This is a genomic window from Endozoicomonas sp., from assembly GCF_965196975.1.
GTDB lineage: Bacteria > Pseudomonadota > Gammaproteobacteria > Pseudomonadales > Endozoicomonadaceae > Endozoicomonas.
In genome coordinates, this window is record NZ_OZ239981.1 from 1,770,051 (window position 1) to 1,787,576 (window position 17,526).

Genomic DNA, 17,526 nt, shown 5'->3' on the forward strand with positions numbered 1-17,526 from the left:
CCTTGAAAACGCTAATCGGCCTTTTCTGTCTTGCACAGCAGGGGATGGTCGTTTTCTCTGGAATATTCATTTACCTGCTGAGCCTTGGTTTCCGCGACATCCTTGCTGAATACACCACAGACGGCTTTTCCTTGGGTATGTACCATCAGCATAATTTGTGTCGCCTTCCCCTCTGGCATACTGAAAAACTTCTCCAGTACCTCAACAACAAAATCCATTGGTGTAAAATCATCATTCAGGAGCAAGACCTGATACATGGGAGGGGGGGCCAGTCTAGTTTTTTCCGGAACGACTGCAACGTCCAGATCACCTTCCTGTTCCTCTCCCTCTTTTTCCAAGCTTAGACGAAACAGTTCGAGATTACTCATGGTTTTATGACTGCCAACCTTCAAATTCCAACTTAACTGTCTGGTAAGCAGCACCTACTTCAAAAATCGGGGTGCTGAAAGCTTCTACCACTGCCAATCATAAAATACAACGAGCACAAATAACTGATCGGCACTGTTTACAGACATTTGATAACAGAAGATAAATTAGTGCACATATATTAAGAAATTGACAAATCTGTCAGGGTTTCTCTTCTCATTCTAAAGATACTTGAGCAAATCACAATGATGCACTATCACAAATTGACCAGACAACTCTGGGCTACGGGTCAAAAATAGAGGAAGGGTTGTGAAAAAAATGAGGGCTAAGTTAAAGCCGGAATAAATTTCCGGCTTTAACTTATTAAGAGTTAACTGAAAAATCACATATGATTAATTATTTCATCAGCAAACTCAGAGCACTTAACCAGTTTTGCGCCATCCATCAGACGCTCAAAGTCATAAGTAACCGTCTTGGCGCCAATGGCCCCATCCATGCCCTTAATGATGAGATCAGCCGCTTCATTCCAGCCCATATGGCGAAGCATCATCTCTGCAGAAAGAATAACTGAGCCAGGGTTGACCTTATCCTGCCCTGCATACTTTGGAGCCGTTCCATGAGTGGCTTCAAATACAGCTGTTGGTGCACCAATATTGGCACCGGGAGCAATACCAATACCGCCAACCTGAGCTGCAAGCGCATCAGAGATGTAGTCACCATTCAGGTTGAGGGTCGCAATGACATCATATTCTGCTGGACGGAGAAGAATTTGTTGCAGGAAAGCGTCAGCAATAACGTCTTTGATGACAATCTCTTCACCGGTATTCGGGTTTTTGACGGTATGCCATGGGCCACCGTCAAGAGGCTGGCCACCGAAGTATTCAACAGCTGTCTGGTAACCCCAGTCCTTGAAGGACCCTTCCGTAAACTTCATGATGTTTCCCTTGTGAACCAAGGTTACGGATTTACGGTTGTTATCGATAGCAAACTGAATCGCCTGCTTCACCAAACGCTCGGTGCCTTCTTTTGATACAGGTTTGACACCAATGCCACAGTCTTTCTCAAAACGGATTTTGGTAACGCCCATTTCATTGCGCAGGAAACTGATCAACTTATCGGCTTCTGCACTGCCAGCCTGCCACTCAATACCCGCATAGATGTCTTCCGAGTTTTCACGGAAGATAACCATGTCAGTTTTTTCGGGCTCTTTAACAGGGCTTGGCACGCCTTTAAACCAGCGAACAGGACGAATACAGGCAAACAGGTCCAGCTCTTGACGAAGCGCAACATTCAGTGAGCGGATACCGCCACCAACGGGTGTAGTCAGTGGTCCTTTAATACTGACAACATACTCTTTAAGAGCTTCAAGCGTTTCTTCCGGCATCCAGGTATTTTCGTCATAGACTTGAGTAGCTTTCTCACCACAGAAGACTTCCATCCACTCAATTTTACGTTTCCCTTCGTATGCTTTTTCTACCGCAGCATCAACAACTTTCAGCATCGCTGGTGAAACGTCAGCACCAATACCATCGCCTTCAATATAAGGAATAACTGGGGTATCGGGAACATTCAGGGAGAGGTCCTCGTTGACAGTGATTTTGTCACCGTTGGCAGGCACCTTGATCTTTTGGTATCCCATTATCAACTCCGTTCTCTAATCATCGGTTTGGCCAGATGAAAGACTGGTTCAACGCTTCTTGTCGTTATTTAAAGCACGCAGCCAAGTCCAACAGCAATGCCAGCAAGATCAAACCCTTGCCGACAACAGGGTAGCTGCCCGCACAAAAACGCGTATACCATATACCATCCTTAGCCAGGAATAAATGAAGTTTTGTTACGAAAACGAAACAGCCATCTGGATTTACCACTATAAATTTCCAGCAGTATGGCGCTTATTTTCCAGGAAAGGTAAAATGCCCAGCTATTTTTTGACAGGTGGCAGTATACCTCAGTGATAAAGCATCCTTCCCAAACCAAAGTGATTGTTGGCATGTCCGGCGGTGTTGACTCGTCCGTATCCGCTTTACTTCTGCAGCAGCAGGGCTACCAGGTGGAAGGCCTTTTTATGAAAAACTGGGAGGAAGATGATGGGTCTGAATACTGCACAGCAATGACTGACCTGGCCGATGCTCAGGCAGTCTGTGACAAGCTTGGCATTCATTTACACAAAGCAAACTTTGCGGCTGAGTACTGGGACAATGTCTTTGAACATTTTCTCAATGAATACAAAAATGGCAGAACTCCAAACCCGGATATCCTGTGCAATAAAGAGATCAAATTTAAAGCCTTTCTGGATTATGCGTTAACCTTGGGCAGTGATTACATCGCCATGGGGCATTACTGCCGTCGCGTCGATAGAGCTGGTCACAGCTACCTGGTTAAAGGGATTGATAATAATAAGGATCAAACCTATTTCCTTCATGCGGTAAGCGAAGATCAGATTGCCCGCACCCTCTTTCCTGTTGGTGATCTGGAGAAAACTGAGGTCCGACGCATTGCCGAAGAACACGGGCTTATCACACACAACAAAAAAGACAGCACGGGCATCTGTTTTATCGGTGAACGTCGATTCAAGGACTTTTTACAACAGTACCTGCCTGCACAACCTGGCGCGATTGAAACGGAAGATGGCCAGGTGATTGGTGAACACTCGGGATTGATGTACCACACCATTGGCCAGAGGCAGGGTCTGGGAATTGGCGGACTGAAAGATGCAGGCGAAGCCCCATGGTATGTCCTGTATAAGGACCTCGAAAGAAATGTACTGATTGCCGGCCAGGGTAAGGATCACCCCCTGCTCTTTTCAGACACGCTGACCTGTTCCCATATTGACTGGGTATCAGGAAACGCGCCGGAGATGCCCTGCAAGCTCAAGGCGAAAGTGCGATATCGTCAGCAGGATCAGGGCTGTACCCTGACCCGTGAAGCCAATGGTGATTACCGGGTTATCTTTGATCAGCCCCAGAGAGCCGTTACCCCGGGCCAGTCGGTGGTCTTTTATGATGACCTTCATAACGAGAAGGTGTGCCTTGGCGGCGGGGTTATTGAAACACGGACGCAAGCCCAGGCTTGACTTTAACGAAACTGGAAACTTTATCAACAACAACGGAAATCCCAGAGAAGAAGATTGGTGCGATATTCTACAAAGGATCAGGCGGCTGCATTATCTGGTGTGTTCCAGGCCGCAGAGTTGGTAGATAAACTGGCAAGGACCGGGCAATTGAGTGAACAGGCTCTGACCCCGTCCATCCACAGTATTTTTGTAACCTCCCCCAATGACGTGTCAGAGGTTTATGGTGGTTTTGACAGTCTGGCCATGGGGAGAAAAACCCTTGAGTCCGTACTAAGCAGGGACAGCTCGGCCATTCAGGGGGATGTTATCCGCTATGCGCTGGCACTGATTCACATAGAGAAAAAGCTGAGTCGTAACCCAAAAATGCTGAATACCATAGGAGAGCGACTCAATAGAACCAAAGAGCAGGTCGAGCATTTTGGCATGCTTCACGAAAATGTGATTTCAAATCTGGCCAGCATCTACCTGGATACGATCAGCACCTTCAAAACTCGAATACAGGTGGCTGGAGATATGCGCTACCTTCAGAATCCGGTTAATGCTAATCGGATTCGAGCGATTCTGCTGGCAGGTATTCGTTCTGCTACCCTCTGGCGTCAGTGTGGTGGCAGTCGCTGGCACCTGTTTATCAGCAGAAGCAAGCTACTTGATGGTCTCAAGAAACTGTAATACCTGAATTTTAAAGGGCACTTCCCGGTGCCACCCTTATCCACCGCATTGGAAAATCGCCTGTGATACCACCTGTGACCCACACTCTGATCCAGGCCAATCAGTCAATGATTAGAATCTGACAGAGGTATCCGTTATCATGCGCCCTTTTCCCCGAGCTTAAGGCATAAAACATGGAGCTGAATGCACTGACCGCCGTCTCCCCCATTGATGGACGTTATGGTGACAAGACCCAATCCCTCAGAACCATTTTCAGTGAGTATGGACTGATCCGTTTTCGGGTTGCGGTTGAGGTTCGCTGGCTGCAATCTCTGGCCAATCACTCTGCCGTTACAGAGGTTCCTGCACTTTCAGAACAAGCTAACCAGGTGCTGGATAGTCTGGTCAGTGGTTTCTCGATAGCAGAGGCGGAGCGGGTTAAAGAGATTGAACGCACCACAAATCATGATGTTAAAGCGGTCGAATACCTGATCAAGGAGCGCTTTCAGGGTAATGATGAATTGTCAGCGATCAGTGAATTTGTCCACTTTGCCTGCACATCGGAAGATATCAATAACCTTTCTCATGGCTTGATGCTGAAAACCGGCATGGAAGAGGCAGTATTGCCAGAGATGCGGAAAATCATCTCCGCCATTGAAAGTCTGGCCAAGACACATGCTCACCAGCCCATGTTATCCAGAACCCACGGCCAAACTGCATCCCCTACCACGCTTGGTAAAGAGATGGCTAATGTGGCTTACCGCCTGAAACGTCAACTCAGACAGATTGAAAGCATTACCCCAATGGGGAAAATCAATGGTGCTGTCGGTAACTACAATGCCCATCTGTCGGCCTACCCTGAGGTGAACTGGGCTGAACATGCAGAGCAATTCGTCACCAGTCTGGGTCTGGAGTGGAATCCCTACACCACGCAAATCGAACCTCACGACTACATTGCAGAGCTTTATGATGCCATCTGTCGTTTCAATACCATTCTGATCGACTTTGACCGGGATGTCTGGGGTTATATCTCTCTGGGCTATTTCAAACAGAAGACGGTTGCCGGTGAAGTAGGCTCTTCAACAATGCCTCACAAAGTAAATCCGATTGATTTTGAAAACTCTGAAGGCAACCTGGGCATAGCTAACGCCATTATGCAGCACTTAGCCTCCAAACTGCCGGTTTCTCGCTGGCAGCGTGACCTCACAGACTCCACTGTACTGCGTAATATGGGAGTTGGACTGGGGCAGAGCCTGATTGCCTATGCTGCGACCTTAAAAGGCATCGGCAAGCTGGAGGCCTCCCCTGCCCGTCTTGAGCAGGACCTGGATAACGCCTGGGAAGTTCTGGCAGAGCCCATCCAAACCGTAATGCGCCGCTATGGTATCGAACAGCCTTACGAAAAGCTCAAGGCATTGACCCGTGGTCAGGAAGGCATTACCAAAGAAACGCTGGCAACGTTCATTGATGGTCTTGAGCTTCCTGCTGATGTGAAGGCCGAGTTAAAAGCGCTGACACCTGCCACTTACGTTGGTAATGCAGTAGAACAGGCTCTGGCTATTTAAACCCTTTCATGGCGAGCTGCTGCTTTGCTCTTTTTTCCTGAATAGTGGAAGCAGCAGCATCAGGGTCAGGTAGATAAAGACCATGAGCATGAAACAATAGATAAATGCCAGCATCGTCGATTGCTGCTTGAGCAAACCCGCAATCTGCTCAATAAAGGCCGCGTTTGTTATGGTCTCACCGGTTGCTTCAGCATAGTCCTGCAACACCTTGTTGTCTGGCGATAAACTCCCTCCCAGACTCTGCCACTCTAACTGTTTTACATAGCTGAAATAGGTATTGATGACCGCGATACCAATTGAAGAGCCTATGGTTCGGCAGAGGTTGAACATTGCTGTGCCTCCAGGAATAAGATCAGGACTGAGTGTCGAAAATGCAATTTTTGACAACGGTGCAAAAACCAGCCCCAACCCTGCTCCCTGAATCACTGAAGGCAGAATAATCCAGAATGGATCAATCTCCAGCGAGTACAAGCTCATCTGCCAGACCCCAATGCATTAAGAACCAGCCCCACAAAAATCAGAATCCGGCTATCCAGCTTATCCATCAATGGAGCAGCCATAATCAGAACCACGGCAGAGGCGATGCCTCTGGGTGCCATGATAAAACCGGAAGTTTCTACTGGATAATTAAGGAGCTCCTGAAGCAGCATGGGTTGCAATTGCAGTACGCCAAAAGTGCCAACAGCAAAGCAGCTGACGATCAGGCATGAAATTCCCAGATTTCGATCCCTGAGCATCCATACCGGAGCAATCTCTCCCCTGGTGAGAAAAGAGCGAACAACAAATGCGATGATAAGGAGCACACTGGCAATGGTGGAAAACAGGATAAAGTTCGAACTGAACCAGTTTTTCTCATTACCCTGAGATAAGACCATTTGAAGAAGGCCTATTCCCAGCGCCATGGTAAATATCAAGAGCCAGTCAATGGATGTTTTGCCTCGGTTACTGATCTGAATATTTCTGAAGATCAGCAACAGACAGACCGCACCGACCGGTAGATTGATATAAAACACCCAGCGCCAGTTCAAATGCTCGGTAAGAATTCCACCAATCACCGGTCCTAGAACCGGCCCGACCATGACCCCGATGGAGAACAATGCCATGGCACGACCCTGCTCTTCCCTAGGATAGACCTGCATGAGAATTGACTGGCTCAGTGGAATCACGGCAGCACCGAATATTCCCTGAAATATCCGGAAGAATATCATCTCCATCAGCGAGTCTGCCTGTCCACAAAGTGCAGACATCACCACAAACCCACCAATGGAGTACATCAGTAACTGGCGCTCACCAAAGCGCAGAGTCAGAAAACCTGCCAGAGGGATGCAGATGGCTTCAGCCATGCTGAAACTGGTCAATACCCAGGTAATTTGATCCGAGGTTGCTCCCAGTGAGCCCATCATATCCGGCAGCGCGACATTTGCCACCGTCATATCAATCAGAACCATCAGGGAAGAAGTAATGATGGTTGCTGTGACTGCCTGCCGGCTGACACTATTTTTCATCATGGGTATGTTCACCAGCAGTGGCCACCGTATCCACCGTTACCGTGGCACTGGCCCCCACTCTCAGCGGCTCTTTGCCTCGCTGATTATCGGCATCCTTTAAACGGATACTTACTGGAAATCGCTGGGTGATCTTTACCCAGTTCCCCGTCGCATTTTCGGGAGGAAGTAGAGAAAAGGCTGAACCACTGGCAGGAGAAATTGACTCAACGGTTCCTGTAAACGTGGTATCCGGATACATATCCAACTCAACGCTGGCTGGCATGCCAGGCCGGATTCTACCGAGATCGTCCTCCTTGAAATTGGCCTGGATCCAGTAACTTTCTGCCACCACCAAAGGCATCAGGGCCTGCCCCTCATTAACGACGCTGCCCGGGTGAACGTTGACTTTACCCAGTTCGCCATCGGCCGGGGCTGAAATATTGGTGTAAGAGAGATTCAATGTGGCCAGCATTAAGGCTGCTGCGGCTTCCTGAACTGCTGGAGCCTCTTCTCCCTCCGCACCCTGTTCAGCGACCAGCTGAGCCATGTGTGCTCTTGCACCGGCCAGCGCATCCTGAGCGGTAGTCAGCGCCGCTCTGGCAGTATCTGCTTCCTGCTCAGGAAGAACCCCCTCAGCAACCAGTGTCATGGTCCGCCTGAAGTTCAATTGCACTTTTCGCAGGTTTGCTGCCGCAGTGGAAATATTACTGCTGGCCGCCAATATACCCTCACTGGCGGCCTTGTTTTCTTCTGTAGCCACCTGATAAGCGGCTTTTGCCTTATTGAGTTGTGATTCATAAGATGCTGGATCAATCTGAATCAGCATTTCACCAGCATGCACCTGCTCATAGTTGTCTACATTGACGACACTGACACGACCACCAACCTGTGGCGCTATATAGATAATATTGCCGTGAACGTAAGCATCATTAGTGTTCGGGTATTTTTTCTGGTGCTCGACATAGAAATAAGCGGCGATCAACAAAATCAGCAGAACAGCAACAGTGATTATCCAGTTTCGCACTGAATGAGGAGATGCATTATCCATTCTCGAGGCCAGGAAAGTGGTTAAAGGAGATTCTCTTCGTCAGATAGGAATAGTTGACAAAGAGATTTAAAAGACAATGTTGAAGAAGATTAGTATAGGGATAAGAGTAGGTCTAATTAAGGAAATACTCTCAATCAACTTTGTAACCGGTTGATTGAGAGCGTATTTTTTTGAACGAACAACTCGATCCAGAACCAGTCTTTAAGCAGGATTGGCTGCTTTATACTCTTTCCGGCGCTTATGGAGCACAGGCTCGGTATAGCCATTGGGTTGCTCGCAGCCTTTGAATACAAGCTCACAGGCTGCAGTAAAGGCAATGCTTTTATCAAAGTCCGGTGCCATGGGCTGATAAGCCGCATCAGCAGCATTCTGCCGATCTACAATCACAGCCATGCGCTTCATGGTTTCCATTACCTGCTCTTCTGAAGAGATGCCATGACGAAGCCAGTTGGCAATGTGCTGACTGGAAATTCGAAGCGTGGCACGGTCTTCCATCAGGCCAATGTCGTTGATATCTGGAACTTTGGAACATCCAACGCCCTGATCAATCCAGCGCACCACATAGCCAAGAATTCCCTGGGCATTATTATCCAGCTCTTTCTGGATCAACTCTGCGGATAGTTTGCCTGAATCAATCATTACTGGAATTTGAAGGATGTCATCAACACTGGCTTTTTGACGACTGACCAACGCTTCTTGCCGGGCAAGAACATTGACCCTGTGATAATGAACGGCGTGAAGTGTAGCGCCATTTGGAGAAGGTACCCACGCGGTGTTGGCTCCTGACAGGGGATGGGCAACCTTCTGTTCCATCATTTTTGCCATTTCATCAGGCATCGCCCACATACCCTTACCAATCTGGGCTTTGCCAGGCAGGCCAGTGTGCAGACCAATATCAACATTTTGATCTTCATAGGCCTGAATCCAGGTAGATTGTTTCATCTCCCCTTTTGGAATGACTGGACCGGCTTCCATGCTGGTATGTATTTCATCTCCGGTACGATCCAGGAAACCAGTGTTGATAAAGACAATGCGTTCTCTGGCCTCGCGGATACACGCTTTCAGGTTTAAGGAGGTTCTGCGTTCCTCATCCATAATGCCAACCTTTACTGTATTGGCAGGAAGATCAAGAGCCGCTTCGATTCGGGAAAACAGTTTGCAGGTAAAGGCGACTTCTTCAGGCCCATGCATCTTCGGCTTCACAATATAAATGCTGCCTTCTCGGGAGTTCTGCTGGCTACCCGCCTTTTTTTTCAGGTCGTGAATGGCGATCAGGGAGGTGAACATACCATCCATAATACCTTCTGGAATTTCATTACCCTGGGCATCGAGAATGGCATCATTGGTCATCAGGTGACCGACATTTCGTACAAACATCAGGCTTCTTCCGGGCAAGACCAGTTCACCACCGTCTGGCGCCGTGTAAACCCGGTCAGAACTCAGCTCTCGCGTCACCGGCTTGTCACCTTTAATGAAAGTATCTTTAAGATCGCCTTTCATCAACCCGAGCCAGTTGCGATATACCTGAGTCTTGTCTTCTGCATCCACTGCCGCCACGGAGTCTTCGCAGTCCATAATCGTGGTAATGGCAGCCTCAACGATCAGATCCTGAACATCAGCAGCATCGTCTCTGCCAATTACACCTTCAGAGTTAATTTGAATATCAATATGTAATTCATTGTTTTTCAAAAGTATTGAGTCAGGTTTTTCGGGGGCTCCGGTATAGCCACAGAACTTTCCAGGCTCTTTCAGGGATGTGATTGAACCATCCTTCAATGAAATGGCCAGACTGTTTTCAAGCACCTGATAGTTGGTTGCTTCTTTATGGCTACCAGAAACCAATGGAGCCGATGTATCCAACAGTTCACGACCAAACTCAATCACTTTCCTGCCACGAATCGGGTTATACCCTTTCCCCTTTTCTGCACCCTCGCTTTCCGAAATAGCATCCGTTCCATAAAGCGCATCATAAAGGCTGCCCCAGCGGGCATTGGCTGCATTTAAGGCGAAACGTGCATTCATCACAGGGACTACCAGCTGGGGCCCGGCCTGACGTGCTATTTCACTGTCGACATTGGTGGTCGAGATAGAAAAGTCGTCACCTTGCGGAAGGAGGTATCCGAGATCCTCAAGAAACGATCTGTACGCAGGCTTACTCTCCTCGGTATAGCGGTTTTGCTGGTGCCACGCATCAATCTTCTGTTGAAGTTCATCCCGGCGAGCCAGAAGTGCTTTGTTTTCAGGGGCAAGGTCATTAACCAACGCTTCAAGCGACAGCCAGAACTTCTCCGGGTCCACACCGGTTCCCGGAGCTATGTCATTCACCAGTAAATCATGGAGTACCCGCGCTATTTGCAGGCCACCTTTCTGGACGCGTTCAGTCATTTTAACCTCACTTCCTGATTATCATTATTATACAACTGACGTATGCATTATGCTGCAGCTATGTACGGGGAAAAGTCAACGAGTGGGCAGGCAGAATTTACCTCACAGACGGATAAAACCGCTCTCAAGCACAACCATTCCATCCTCCATGTTATCGAAGCGAGGTTGTATTTCCAATTAACTACTGCAATGACGGATATTTATTCTATGAATGATGTTTTCTGACTGTTAAATCGAAAAATGGCCCGGAATAATCAAATTATGAGTGCCCAGACCGGGGATTTCTGTTTCACCGACCAGTGCCATGGTCGACTCAATCTCTTTATGAATGATCTCGAGGGCCTTTGCTACACCTGCCTGACCTGCGGCACCCAGTCCATAAACAAAGGCTCGCCCAATAAGAACACCCTGAGCGCCCAGCGCAACTGCTTTAAGTACATCCTGACCACTGCGAATCCCACTATCCAGTAATACTGAGACTTGCTGATTGGCTGCTTCTACGATTCCTGCCAGCGTTCTGATGGTTGAAGGAGCTCCATCCAGTTGGCGCCCTCCATGATTAGAGACAACCACGGCCTGAGCGCCCACATCAATCGTGCGATTTAAGTCTTCAGTGTTCAGTACTCCTTTAATGATCAAATACCCATCCCATTGATCACGAATCCACTCTAAGTCCTTCCAGTTTAAAGAGGCATCCAGCTGCTCTGACGTCCACACGGCAAGAGAACGCAGGTTTGTGACTCCCTTTGCATGGCCAACAATATTCCCGAAAGTTCGATGGGTTGTACGGGCCATTTTGAAACACCAGCCAGGACGGTTAAGGAACTGCATTAGCGATGAGACTGTCAGCCTGGGTGGTGCCGATAGCCTGTTTTTTACATCCTTATGCCTTTGTCCCATTATGGGCAAATCCATGGTTACCACCAGCGTGTTACAACCAGCATTTCTGGCTCTTTCCATCAGCTGCCGGGTAAAATCACGATCTTTAAAGACATACAACTGAAACCAGAAAGGCCGACTGGTCTGGCGAGCAACATCTTCAATTGAACAGATACTCAAGCTAGACAGTGTAAAGGGAATACCAAATGTTTCTGCAGCCCTGGCTGCAAGAATCTCACCATCAGCATACTGCATGCCTGCCAAACCAACAGGTGCAAGGGCTACCGGCATCGTTACTGGAGTCTTTGCCATAAGTGAGGTGGTGTTCCTTTGGGTCACATCAATCCCAATCCGCTGTCGAAAAAGCAGATCGTTAAAGTCAGAGTCATTTCTTTTATAGGTACTTTCAGACCAGGACCCCGAGTCTACATAGTCATAGAACATTTTCGGTACACGTTTTCTGGCGAGAGCCTGTAAATCGCGAATAGAGCAGACTTTTTCAAGCTTTGAGAGTGTAGGACACATATTATCTGCCCAAATTCACTGAGTGTTCGTTAAATCTAGTGGGCAAAAACAATTGTGCAAAATTAGAGTGTTATTCCCGGTCAAGGTTTAGAGGCTGTGTGACATAAAAGAAAGCCCTTTTCTTTTAGCCAAAAGAAAAGGGCTTTTTAGATGGGGATTTCTGGGGCAAATCAGTCGTCCAGAACAACACCCTGCTGCTGCTCAGAGATTAACAAGTAGTATGACTCGGCCATAAATTCCTTGCACTCTTCGGCAACATCAAACAGTGCATGCTCTGCTTCAAGGTCACTCAGCCAATCCATTTTCTTCTCCAGTAATCCAACTGACTTTGTACTTCTTTAACGGAGGATAACGACTTAATTTCCTCTTCTGTTTCGCGTAAATCAGCGAAAGTAGAACTTACGCATTGACAGCTCTGATAAAAGATGGTCTCAGCCAGTCTTTACCATCAGAGAAGCTCTTAATGAAGTCCCAAATAGCATCCTTGAGCGCATCATTCTTAACGCGATAGATGCTACTGAGAGATTCAGATACTTTCTTGGCCTGAAGGCAGGCATACCCAAAGATAGAGGCAAAAATATGGTTCCTGACCTGCTGCTTTCCTCTCACCTGAAAGCGCTCAATACTGCAGAGTTGTTTCAGCGCCCGGTGATACTCTTCGATCGCCCAATGGTGCAGGTGAAGTTCATTAAAGCCTACCTGTGGTGATACCTCTGATCCAGCATGGGGTGTGTAGACGACGTAATGGCGCAGCTCGTTTTTTAGCCGCGTCCGGTACAAACGCACAGAACCAAAATTACGTAGCCAAACGGTTATTCCCTCTTCAGGAATCTCCAGGCTCTGCACTTGTTGGTAGTCACCCTTTTGGATAGAAACAGTACGGTTGCTTTTAACGGCAAACATAAAACCCAGACCGTTGTTTTTCACAGTCTTCAGGTTTGCGGCACTGCTATACCAGGAATCCCCCGTAACAAATGCAGGTCGTAAGCCCCATACAAGTACTTCTTTCAGCATCTCGAGAAAATAATCATTTTTGGACTTTCCGTCCGCAGAGTCATAGATACGGAAATTGACAGGAAGGCTATAGCCTTTGATATCGGTGTAATAGAGCGTTATGAGATTAATGCCCTTGACGGCTTTATGATGCTTGCCCGAGTAATGATAGCCGATGAATGCCGTGTAGTTACTGTACGGCTTATCCAGCACCGTATCATCAACCGATAGCGTGCCCCCATCAAGAATCAGCCTTGCGGCTACTTCCATGAAAAGGTCATTGGGAGCAAAGTCTTCACGTTGTAGAAAACGGTTAACGCTGTGGTGTGACATATCTCCGATCTCACTAAGGCGAGTACAGGTTGCTGATTTCGGCTCACACAATAGAAACCCTGTATATTTCGGCAAATCACACCCAGCTGTTGTAGGTCTTGTTATCTTTCTACGCACGACGACATCCGCTATTTTTTGCTGATCTAGCAATTTTTACAGCTGCCTGTCAATGCGAAAGTCCTAGAAAGCAATCAAATTAGAACACACAAAAACAGAGAACAACAGTATTAATTGTTATCTTTTGATGTTATTTGTTTGATTGAGTGAAGGTTAACCAAATAATCACTCTTCAGCCACTGATTTAATAATCTGTCTCAACCACTGATGTGCAGAGTCATGATGCAGCAAAGGGCTCCAGGCCATGGATAGATCAAAGGATGGAATGTCAAACGGGGGCCTGACGACAGCAAGTTGCGTACTGAAGCGCTCAATGTCTGCAAGCCGACTGGGAAGTGTAGCGATCAGATCGTTCTGGGCAGATAGGAGCATTGCCACCTGGTAGTGGCGTGTAAAAACGCTGATCTTACGTTTTTTGCCAACAGAAGCCAGTGCTTCATCCACCCAGCCCAGTCGCTGTACATCTTCAGGGTTAACCCCGACACCAACACCCATACCGGTTTTGCTGGCCCAGATATGCTGCGATTGAAGATAACTGTCCAGAGTAAAGTTATTCAATATGGGGTTTTCTCGACTCACCACACAGGAAAAGTCGTCCTGCCAGATCCGGGATTGATAAAACGACTGTGGAAGACTGTCAAAACGGTTAATGGCCATATCGACCCACCCCTGCTCTACATCGTGAAAGCTCACATCACTGGGCGTTAAGACATCCAGTGTCACGCTCGGTGCCAATGAACGCACCTGTTTCAGCACCAAAGGGATCAGAGTTGACTCGGCATAATCAGAAGCCATGATTCTGAATACCCGCTGACTGGTTTCAGGATCAAACTTCTCTTTTGGCTGAATGGTTTTCTCCATGGCCAGCAGTGCTTCACGAATCAGTGGCTGGAGTTCAAGTGCACGTTCTGTCGGGGTCATCCCTTCGCTGGTCCGGATTAACAGAGGATCATTAAACAACTCCCGCAGTCTACGAAGTCCATTGCTCATAGCGGGCTGTGTAATTCCCAGCTGTTCAGCGGCACGGGTTACGTTCCGCTCCCTGAGCAGAACATCCAGGTAAACCATCAAATTCAGATCAACGCGTGCAATATTCATTCTATAAATACCCGAGATAACTCTTATAAATTACCAGAATCTTTCTCAGGTGTTTAGGATGGTCGGCGTAAATCAAACATTTGTTTGAATTTAAACGGTCGCATAACTACACCTCGCTTTCCGGGGGAGGAAAAATAAGATGGCTCGCTATAACCGCTCTGAAGAAATTGCCCGAATTGAAAAAGACTGGGCGGAAAACCCTCGCTGGAAAAATGTAAAAAGAACCTACAGTGCAGAAGACGTTGTCCGTCTGAGAGGCTCTGTCAACATTGAAAATACCATTGCCAGACAGGGTGCCGAGAAGCTCTGGGACCTGGTGTATGGCAACCAGTCTAAAAAAGGCTATGTCAACTGTCTCGGCGCCCTCACCGGTGGTCAGGCAGTACAACAGGTTAAAGCAGGCATTGAAGCGATCTATCTTTCCGGCTGGCAGGTTGCGGCAGACAATAATACGGCCAGCACTATGTATCCTGACCAGTCCCTGTACCCTGTTGACTCCGTACCAGCGGTAGTTAAGCGCATCAACAACAGTTTCCGCCGTGCTGACCAGGTTCAGTGGAAAACGGGTAAGCAACCAGGCGACGAAGGTTATGTTGAAATGTTCGCTCCGATTGTTGCTGATGCAGAAGCTGGCTTTGGTGGTGTACTTAACGCCTATGAGCTGATGAAGGGCATGATCGAGGCTGGTGCTGCCGGTGTCCACTTTGAAGACCAGCTGGCGTCCGTTAAAAAATGTGGCCACATGGGCGGTAAGGTACTGGTTCCAACACAGGAAGCTGTACAGAAGTTGATTGCTGCACGACTGGCTGCTGACGTTGCTGATGTACCAACCATTGTTCTGGCTCGTACCGATGCCAATGCGGCCGACCTGATTACATCTGACTGCGATGCTTACGACGCTCCATTCCTGACTGGCGAAAGAACCCCTGAAGGTTTCTTCCGGACCAAAGCAGGCATTGATCAGGCGATCGCCCGGGGTCTGGCCTATGCGCCATACGCGGATCTGCTGTGGTGTGAAACCGCGACTCCTGATCTGGAAGAAGCCCGTAAGTTTGCTGATGCGATCAAAGCTGAATATCCGGACCAGCTGCTGGCTTATAACTGCTCACCCTCCTTTAACTGGAAGAAAAATCTGGATGATGAAACCATCGCCAAATTCCAGCAGGAACTGAGCGACATGGGCTACAAGTACCAGTTCATCACCCTCGCCGGCATTCACAACATGTGGTACAACATGTTTGAGCTTGCTCATAACTACGCTCAGGGTGAAGGCATGAAGCATTATGTAGAAATGGTTCAGGAGCCAGAGTTTGGTGCTGCTGAAAAAGGCTACACCTTTGTTGCTCACCAGCAGGAAGTAGGTACAGGCTACTTTGATGATATGACCACAGTCATTCAGGGTGGTCAGTCTTCAGTAACGGCATTGACCGGTTCTACGGAAGAAGAGCAGTTCTAAACTGTTGCTCCCCCTGATCTAAGGATTGGGGGGGCTTAAGACAGCTTGAGGGATAACTTTCTTGCCAGAGCTGGACATCTAAGGCTTAAAACCTCTTCAAAAGCAATAGCTGTCTGCTCCGGTGATGATCTATGAACACTAGGTGCTATTAAAATATCAAGAAGTGCCACTGTTGATTGATGCATATTTGAACAAGGTTTGGATAGGATGCTCTGATACTCGTCTGACCTCAATATACCTTTAAATAAAAGATCTGCAGCCATTGTTTTTGCTCTGGAATCAAATACCTCTTCTATAATCCTCTCAAAGTTCTCAGTTAGTGTCCTAATAGATCTTGGCCTGCCTACAAATCTATTTTCCAGAAGTCGATTAAGCATCTTGCCATCCTGAGTATTTGTGTGTGGCGAACTCAAAAAGCGACAAATATCCTGTAGGATTTGAGCGGCCCTTTTTTCTACAGATATAGAACTGAATGAAAAGCTGTGATCAGACAATACTTTTGGTGGTGGAAATGCCACCCTGTTTTGGCTTCCCAACGTTGTCAGAGCATTTGCGTGTTGAAGATGAGAATTTCTCGCTGATCTGCTTGCAGTGCTCACAAATCTGTTTTCGAGCAAACGACGAAATACTGTAATATCCAAAGTCCCTGTCTCTGGAGTACTCAAAAAAGTATCAACACCTCTTTGAATTCTAGTCGCTCTAGTCTCTGTAAATGATGAGCTGTATGAGGAAGAATGATTTTGATCTACATTTAGCAATTCTTTGTATTTATTACTAATTGATACCCGATCACTTTCAGCACTAGTCGAACTATATCCAGTCATACTCGGAATTGCCGGAAACATTCGCTCAAACCTTAGTCAGCTCATCATTAAGCACCTTCGACTTAGTATTGCTTATTAAGTTCAATGATCAGCAAATCACGTTACTAATTTTTCCAGAACTGAGTTTACAACTGCTTTGGCTTCTTGCTTGGCCAACTGAATATCCTCCGCCTCAGCAATCATCAAGGCCGCCTCTGCCATTGCAGCAATGGCCATTCTACTTAATAACTTCTGACGGTAATGTTCCTTATCCCCTTCCTGTCGATTGATCAACAGACTTTCTGCCCGGGCTGTCACAGGGCTTTTTTTCCAGCGCTCACGCCCTAGAATTGTAGGACTGTCAATCAAAACGATCTGCCTGAATCCGGGGTCGTCACAGAGATCCAGAAAGGCCTCCCAGATCGCCATAAAACGTGTTGCTTTGTTACCAGAGCGCGGTTCATGCTGTATGGCCAGAATTCTGGATACCATAACATCATTGACGGCCTGGAAAAGTGCCAGTTTATTCCCAAAGTAATGGTATACAGGACGGGTTGTGAGGCCACAGTCACTGGCAATCTCTTCCAGGGAGGTATTTGCATAGCCGTTTCTACCAAAAAGGCGGCAGGCGCTATCAAGAACCTGTTGTCGTGTTTCTGCCCTTCTCTCTGCCTGCGTCTTTCTTTTTACAACCACCTGTCTACTGCAACCTTTATATACCAAATTAATAAAAAAGTTGATTTATGCAAG

General features: G+C 47.5%; 16 protein-coding genes. 4 read left to right on the forward strand and 12 right to left on the reverse strand.

Annotated features, from left to right (window positions below):
• Positions 1-11: 11 nt before the first annotated feature.
• Positions 12-368: an ATP-dependent Clp protease adapter ClpS gene (gene clpS / locus ACOCLE_RS07815; protein ID WP_419536230.1), complete on the reverse strand. Its 357-nt coding sequence runs from the start codon at positions 366-368 to the stop codon at positions 12-14.
• A 380-nt stretch (positions 369-748) separates the two neighbouring features.
• Positions 749-2,005, reverse strand: coding sequence for an NADP-dependent isocitrate dehydrogenase (icd, locus tag ACOCLE_RS07820; protein WP_419536231.1), 1,257 nt, complete (start codon positions 2,003-2,005; stop codon positions 749-751).
• A 351-nt stretch (positions 2,006-2,356) separates the two neighbouring features.
• Between icd and mnmA the strand changes: the two genes are divergently transcribed.
• The 3 genes from mnmA to purB all read left to right on the forward strand — a co-directional run bounded on the left by mnmA (position 2,357) and on the right by purB (position 5,652).
• Complete coding sequence (gene mnmA / locus ACOCLE_RS07825; protein WP_419537176.1) at positions 2,357-3,439, forward strand: tRNA 2-thiouridine(34) synthase MnmA; 1,083 nt, start codon at positions 2,357-2,359, stop codon at positions 3,437-3,439.
• Positions 3,440-3,496: 57 nt separating this feature from the next.
• The gene (gene hflD, locus ACOCLE_RS07830; RefSeq protein ID WP_066016593.1) at positions 3,497-4,108 is read left to right on the forward strand and encodes a high frequency lysogenization protein HflD; all 612 of its coding nucleotides are present in this window, start codon (positions 3,497-3,499) and stop codon (positions 4,106-4,108) included.
• Between the two features lie 173 nt (positions 4,109-4,281).
• Entirely contained in the window at positions 4,282-5,652 is a 1,371-nt protein-coding gene (purB, locus tag ACOCLE_RS07835; protein WP_419536232.1) for an adenylosuccinate lyase, read from the forward strand.
• Between the two features lie 6 nt (positions 5,653-5,658).
• Here purB and ACOCLE_RS07840 read toward each other — a convergent pair whose 3' ends face one another.
• The 8 genes from ACOCLE_RS07840 to ACOCLE_RS07875 all read right to left on the reverse strand — a co-directional run bounded on the left by ACOCLE_RS07840 (position 5,659) and on the right by ACOCLE_RS07875 (position 14,517).
• A complete protein-coding gene (locus ACOCLE_RS07840) occupies positions 5,659-6,129 on the reverse strand; it encodes a hypothetical protein (protein ID WP_419536233.1) in 471 nt (156 codons plus the stop codon).
• The gene (locus ACOCLE_RS07845) at positions 6,126-7,160 is read right to left on the reverse strand and encodes a DHA2 family efflux MFS transporter permease subunit (RefSeq protein WP_419536234.1); all 1,035 of its coding nucleotides are present in this window, start codon (positions 7,158-7,160) and stop codon (positions 6,126-6,128) included. Before ACOCLE_RS07845 ends, ACOCLE_RS07840 begins: the two co-directional genes overlap by 4 nt.
• Positions 7,147-8,187, reverse strand: coding sequence for an efflux RND transporter periplasmic adaptor subunit (locus tag ACOCLE_RS07850; protein ID WP_419536235.1), 1,041 nt, complete (start codon positions 8,185-8,187; stop codon positions 7,147-7,149). The genes ACOCLE_RS07845 and ACOCLE_RS07850 overlap by 14 nt, the downstream gene beginning before the upstream one ends.
• Before the next feature lie 201 nt (positions 8,188-8,388).
• Complete coding sequence (locus ACOCLE_RS07855) at positions 8,389-10,572, reverse strand: malate synthase G (protein WP_419536236.1); 2,184 nt, start codon at positions 10,570-10,572, stop codon at positions 8,389-8,391.
• A gap of 228 nt (positions 10,573-10,800) precedes the next feature.
• Complete coding sequence (locus ACOCLE_RS07860; RefSeq protein ID WP_419536237.1) at positions 10,801-11,976, reverse strand: alpha-hydroxy acid oxidase; 1,176 nt, start codon at positions 11,974-11,976, stop codon at positions 10,801-10,803.
• Positions 11,977-12,146: 170 nt separating this feature from the next.
• Positions 12,147-12,278: a hypothetical protein gene (locus ACOCLE_RS07865; RefSeq protein WP_274520519.1), complete on the reverse strand. Its 132-nt coding sequence runs from the start codon at positions 12,276-12,278 to the stop codon at positions 12,147-12,149.
• Between the two features lie 97 nt (positions 12,279-12,375).
• A complete protein-coding gene (locus ACOCLE_RS07870) occupies positions 12,376-13,419 on the reverse strand; it encodes a transposase (protein ID WP_419533005.1) in 1,044 nt (347 codons plus the stop codon).
• 165 nt (positions 13,420-13,584) lie between these two features.
• Complete coding sequence (locus tag ACOCLE_RS07875; protein ID WP_419536238.1) at positions 13,585-14,517, reverse strand: LysR family transcriptional regulator; 933 nt, start codon at positions 14,515-14,517, stop codon at positions 13,585-13,587.
• A 139-nt stretch (positions 14,518-14,656) separates the two neighbouring features.
• Here ACOCLE_RS07875 and aceA point away from each other — a divergent pair, with 139 nt between their 5' ends.
• Entirely contained in the window at positions 14,657-15,973 is a 1,317-nt protein-coding gene (gene aceA, locus ACOCLE_RS07880) for an isocitrate lyase (RefSeq protein ID WP_419536239.1), read from the forward strand.
• A 35-nt stretch (positions 15,974-16,008) separates the two neighbouring features.
• Here aceA and ACOCLE_RS07885 read toward each other — a convergent pair whose 3' ends face one another.
• Positions 16,009-16,797 (reverse strand): hypothetical protein, encoded by a 789-nt coding sequence (locus tag ACOCLE_RS07885; RefSeq protein WP_419536240.1) that lies wholly within the window; start codon positions 16,795-16,797, stop codon positions 16,009-16,011.
• Positions 16,798-16,893: 96 nt separating this feature from the next.
• Positions 16,894-17,472, reverse strand: coding sequence for a TetR/AcrR family transcriptional regulator (locus ACOCLE_RS07890; RefSeq protein WP_419536241.1), 579 nt, complete (start codon positions 17,470-17,472; stop codon positions 16,894-16,896).
• Positions 17,473-17,526 lie beyond the last annotated feature (54 nt).

What these genes read in the sequence shown, in the direction of transcription:
- clpS (WP_419536230.1), bottom strand. Translation starts at nt 368, where the DNA reads ATGAGTAATCTCGAACTGTTTCGTCTAAGCTTGGAAAAAGAGGGAGAG.
- icd (WP_419536231.1), bottom strand. Translation starts at nt 2,005, where the DNA reads ATGGGATACCAAAAGATCAAGGTGCCTGCCAACGGTGACAAAATCACT.
- mnmA (WP_419537176.1), top strand. Translation starts at nt 2,357, where the DNA reads ATGTCCGGCGGTGTTGACTCGTCCGTATCCGCTTTACTTCTGCAGCAG.
- purB (WP_419536232.1), top strand. Translation starts at nt 4,282, where the DNA reads ATGGAGCTGAATGCACTGACCGCCGTCTCCCCCATTGATGGACGTTAT.
- ACOCLE_RS07840 (WP_419536233.1), bottom strand. Translation starts at nt 6,129, where the DNA reads ATGAGCTTGTACTCGCTGGAGATTGATCCATTCTGGATTATTCTGCCT.
- ACOCLE_RS07845 (WP_419536234.1), bottom strand. Translation starts at nt 7,160, where the DNA reads ATGATGAAAAATAGTGTCAGCCGGCAGGCAGTCACAGCAACCATCATT.
- ACOCLE_RS07850 (WP_419536235.1), bottom strand. Translation starts at nt 8,187, where the DNA reads ATGGATAATGCATCTCCTCATTCAGTGCGAAACTGGATAATCACTGTT.
- ACOCLE_RS07855 (WP_419536236.1), bottom strand. Translation starts at nt 10,572, where the DNA reads ATGACTGAACGCGTCCAGAAAGGTGGCCTGCAAATAGCGCGGGTACTC.
- ACOCLE_RS07860 (WP_419536237.1), bottom strand. Translation starts at nt 11,976, where the DNA reads ATGTGTCCTACACTCTCAAAGCTTGAAAAAGTCTGCTCTATTCGCGAT.
- ACOCLE_RS07865 (WP_274520519.1), bottom strand. Translation starts at nt 12,278, where the DNA reads ATGGATTGGCTGAGTGACCTTGAAGCAGAGCATGCACTGTTTGATGTT.
- ACOCLE_RS07875 (WP_419536238.1), bottom strand. Translation starts at nt 14,517, where the DNA reads ATGAATATTGCACGCGTTGATCTGAATTTGATGGTTTACCTGGATGTT.
- aceA (WP_419536239.1), top strand. Translation starts at nt 14,657, where the DNA reads ATGGCTCGCTATAACCGCTCTGAAGAAATTGCCCGAATTGAAAAAGAC.
- ACOCLE_RS07885 (WP_419536240.1), bottom strand. Translation starts at nt 16,797, where the DNA reads ATGACTGGATATAGTTCGACTAGTGCTGAAAGTGATCGGGTATCAATT.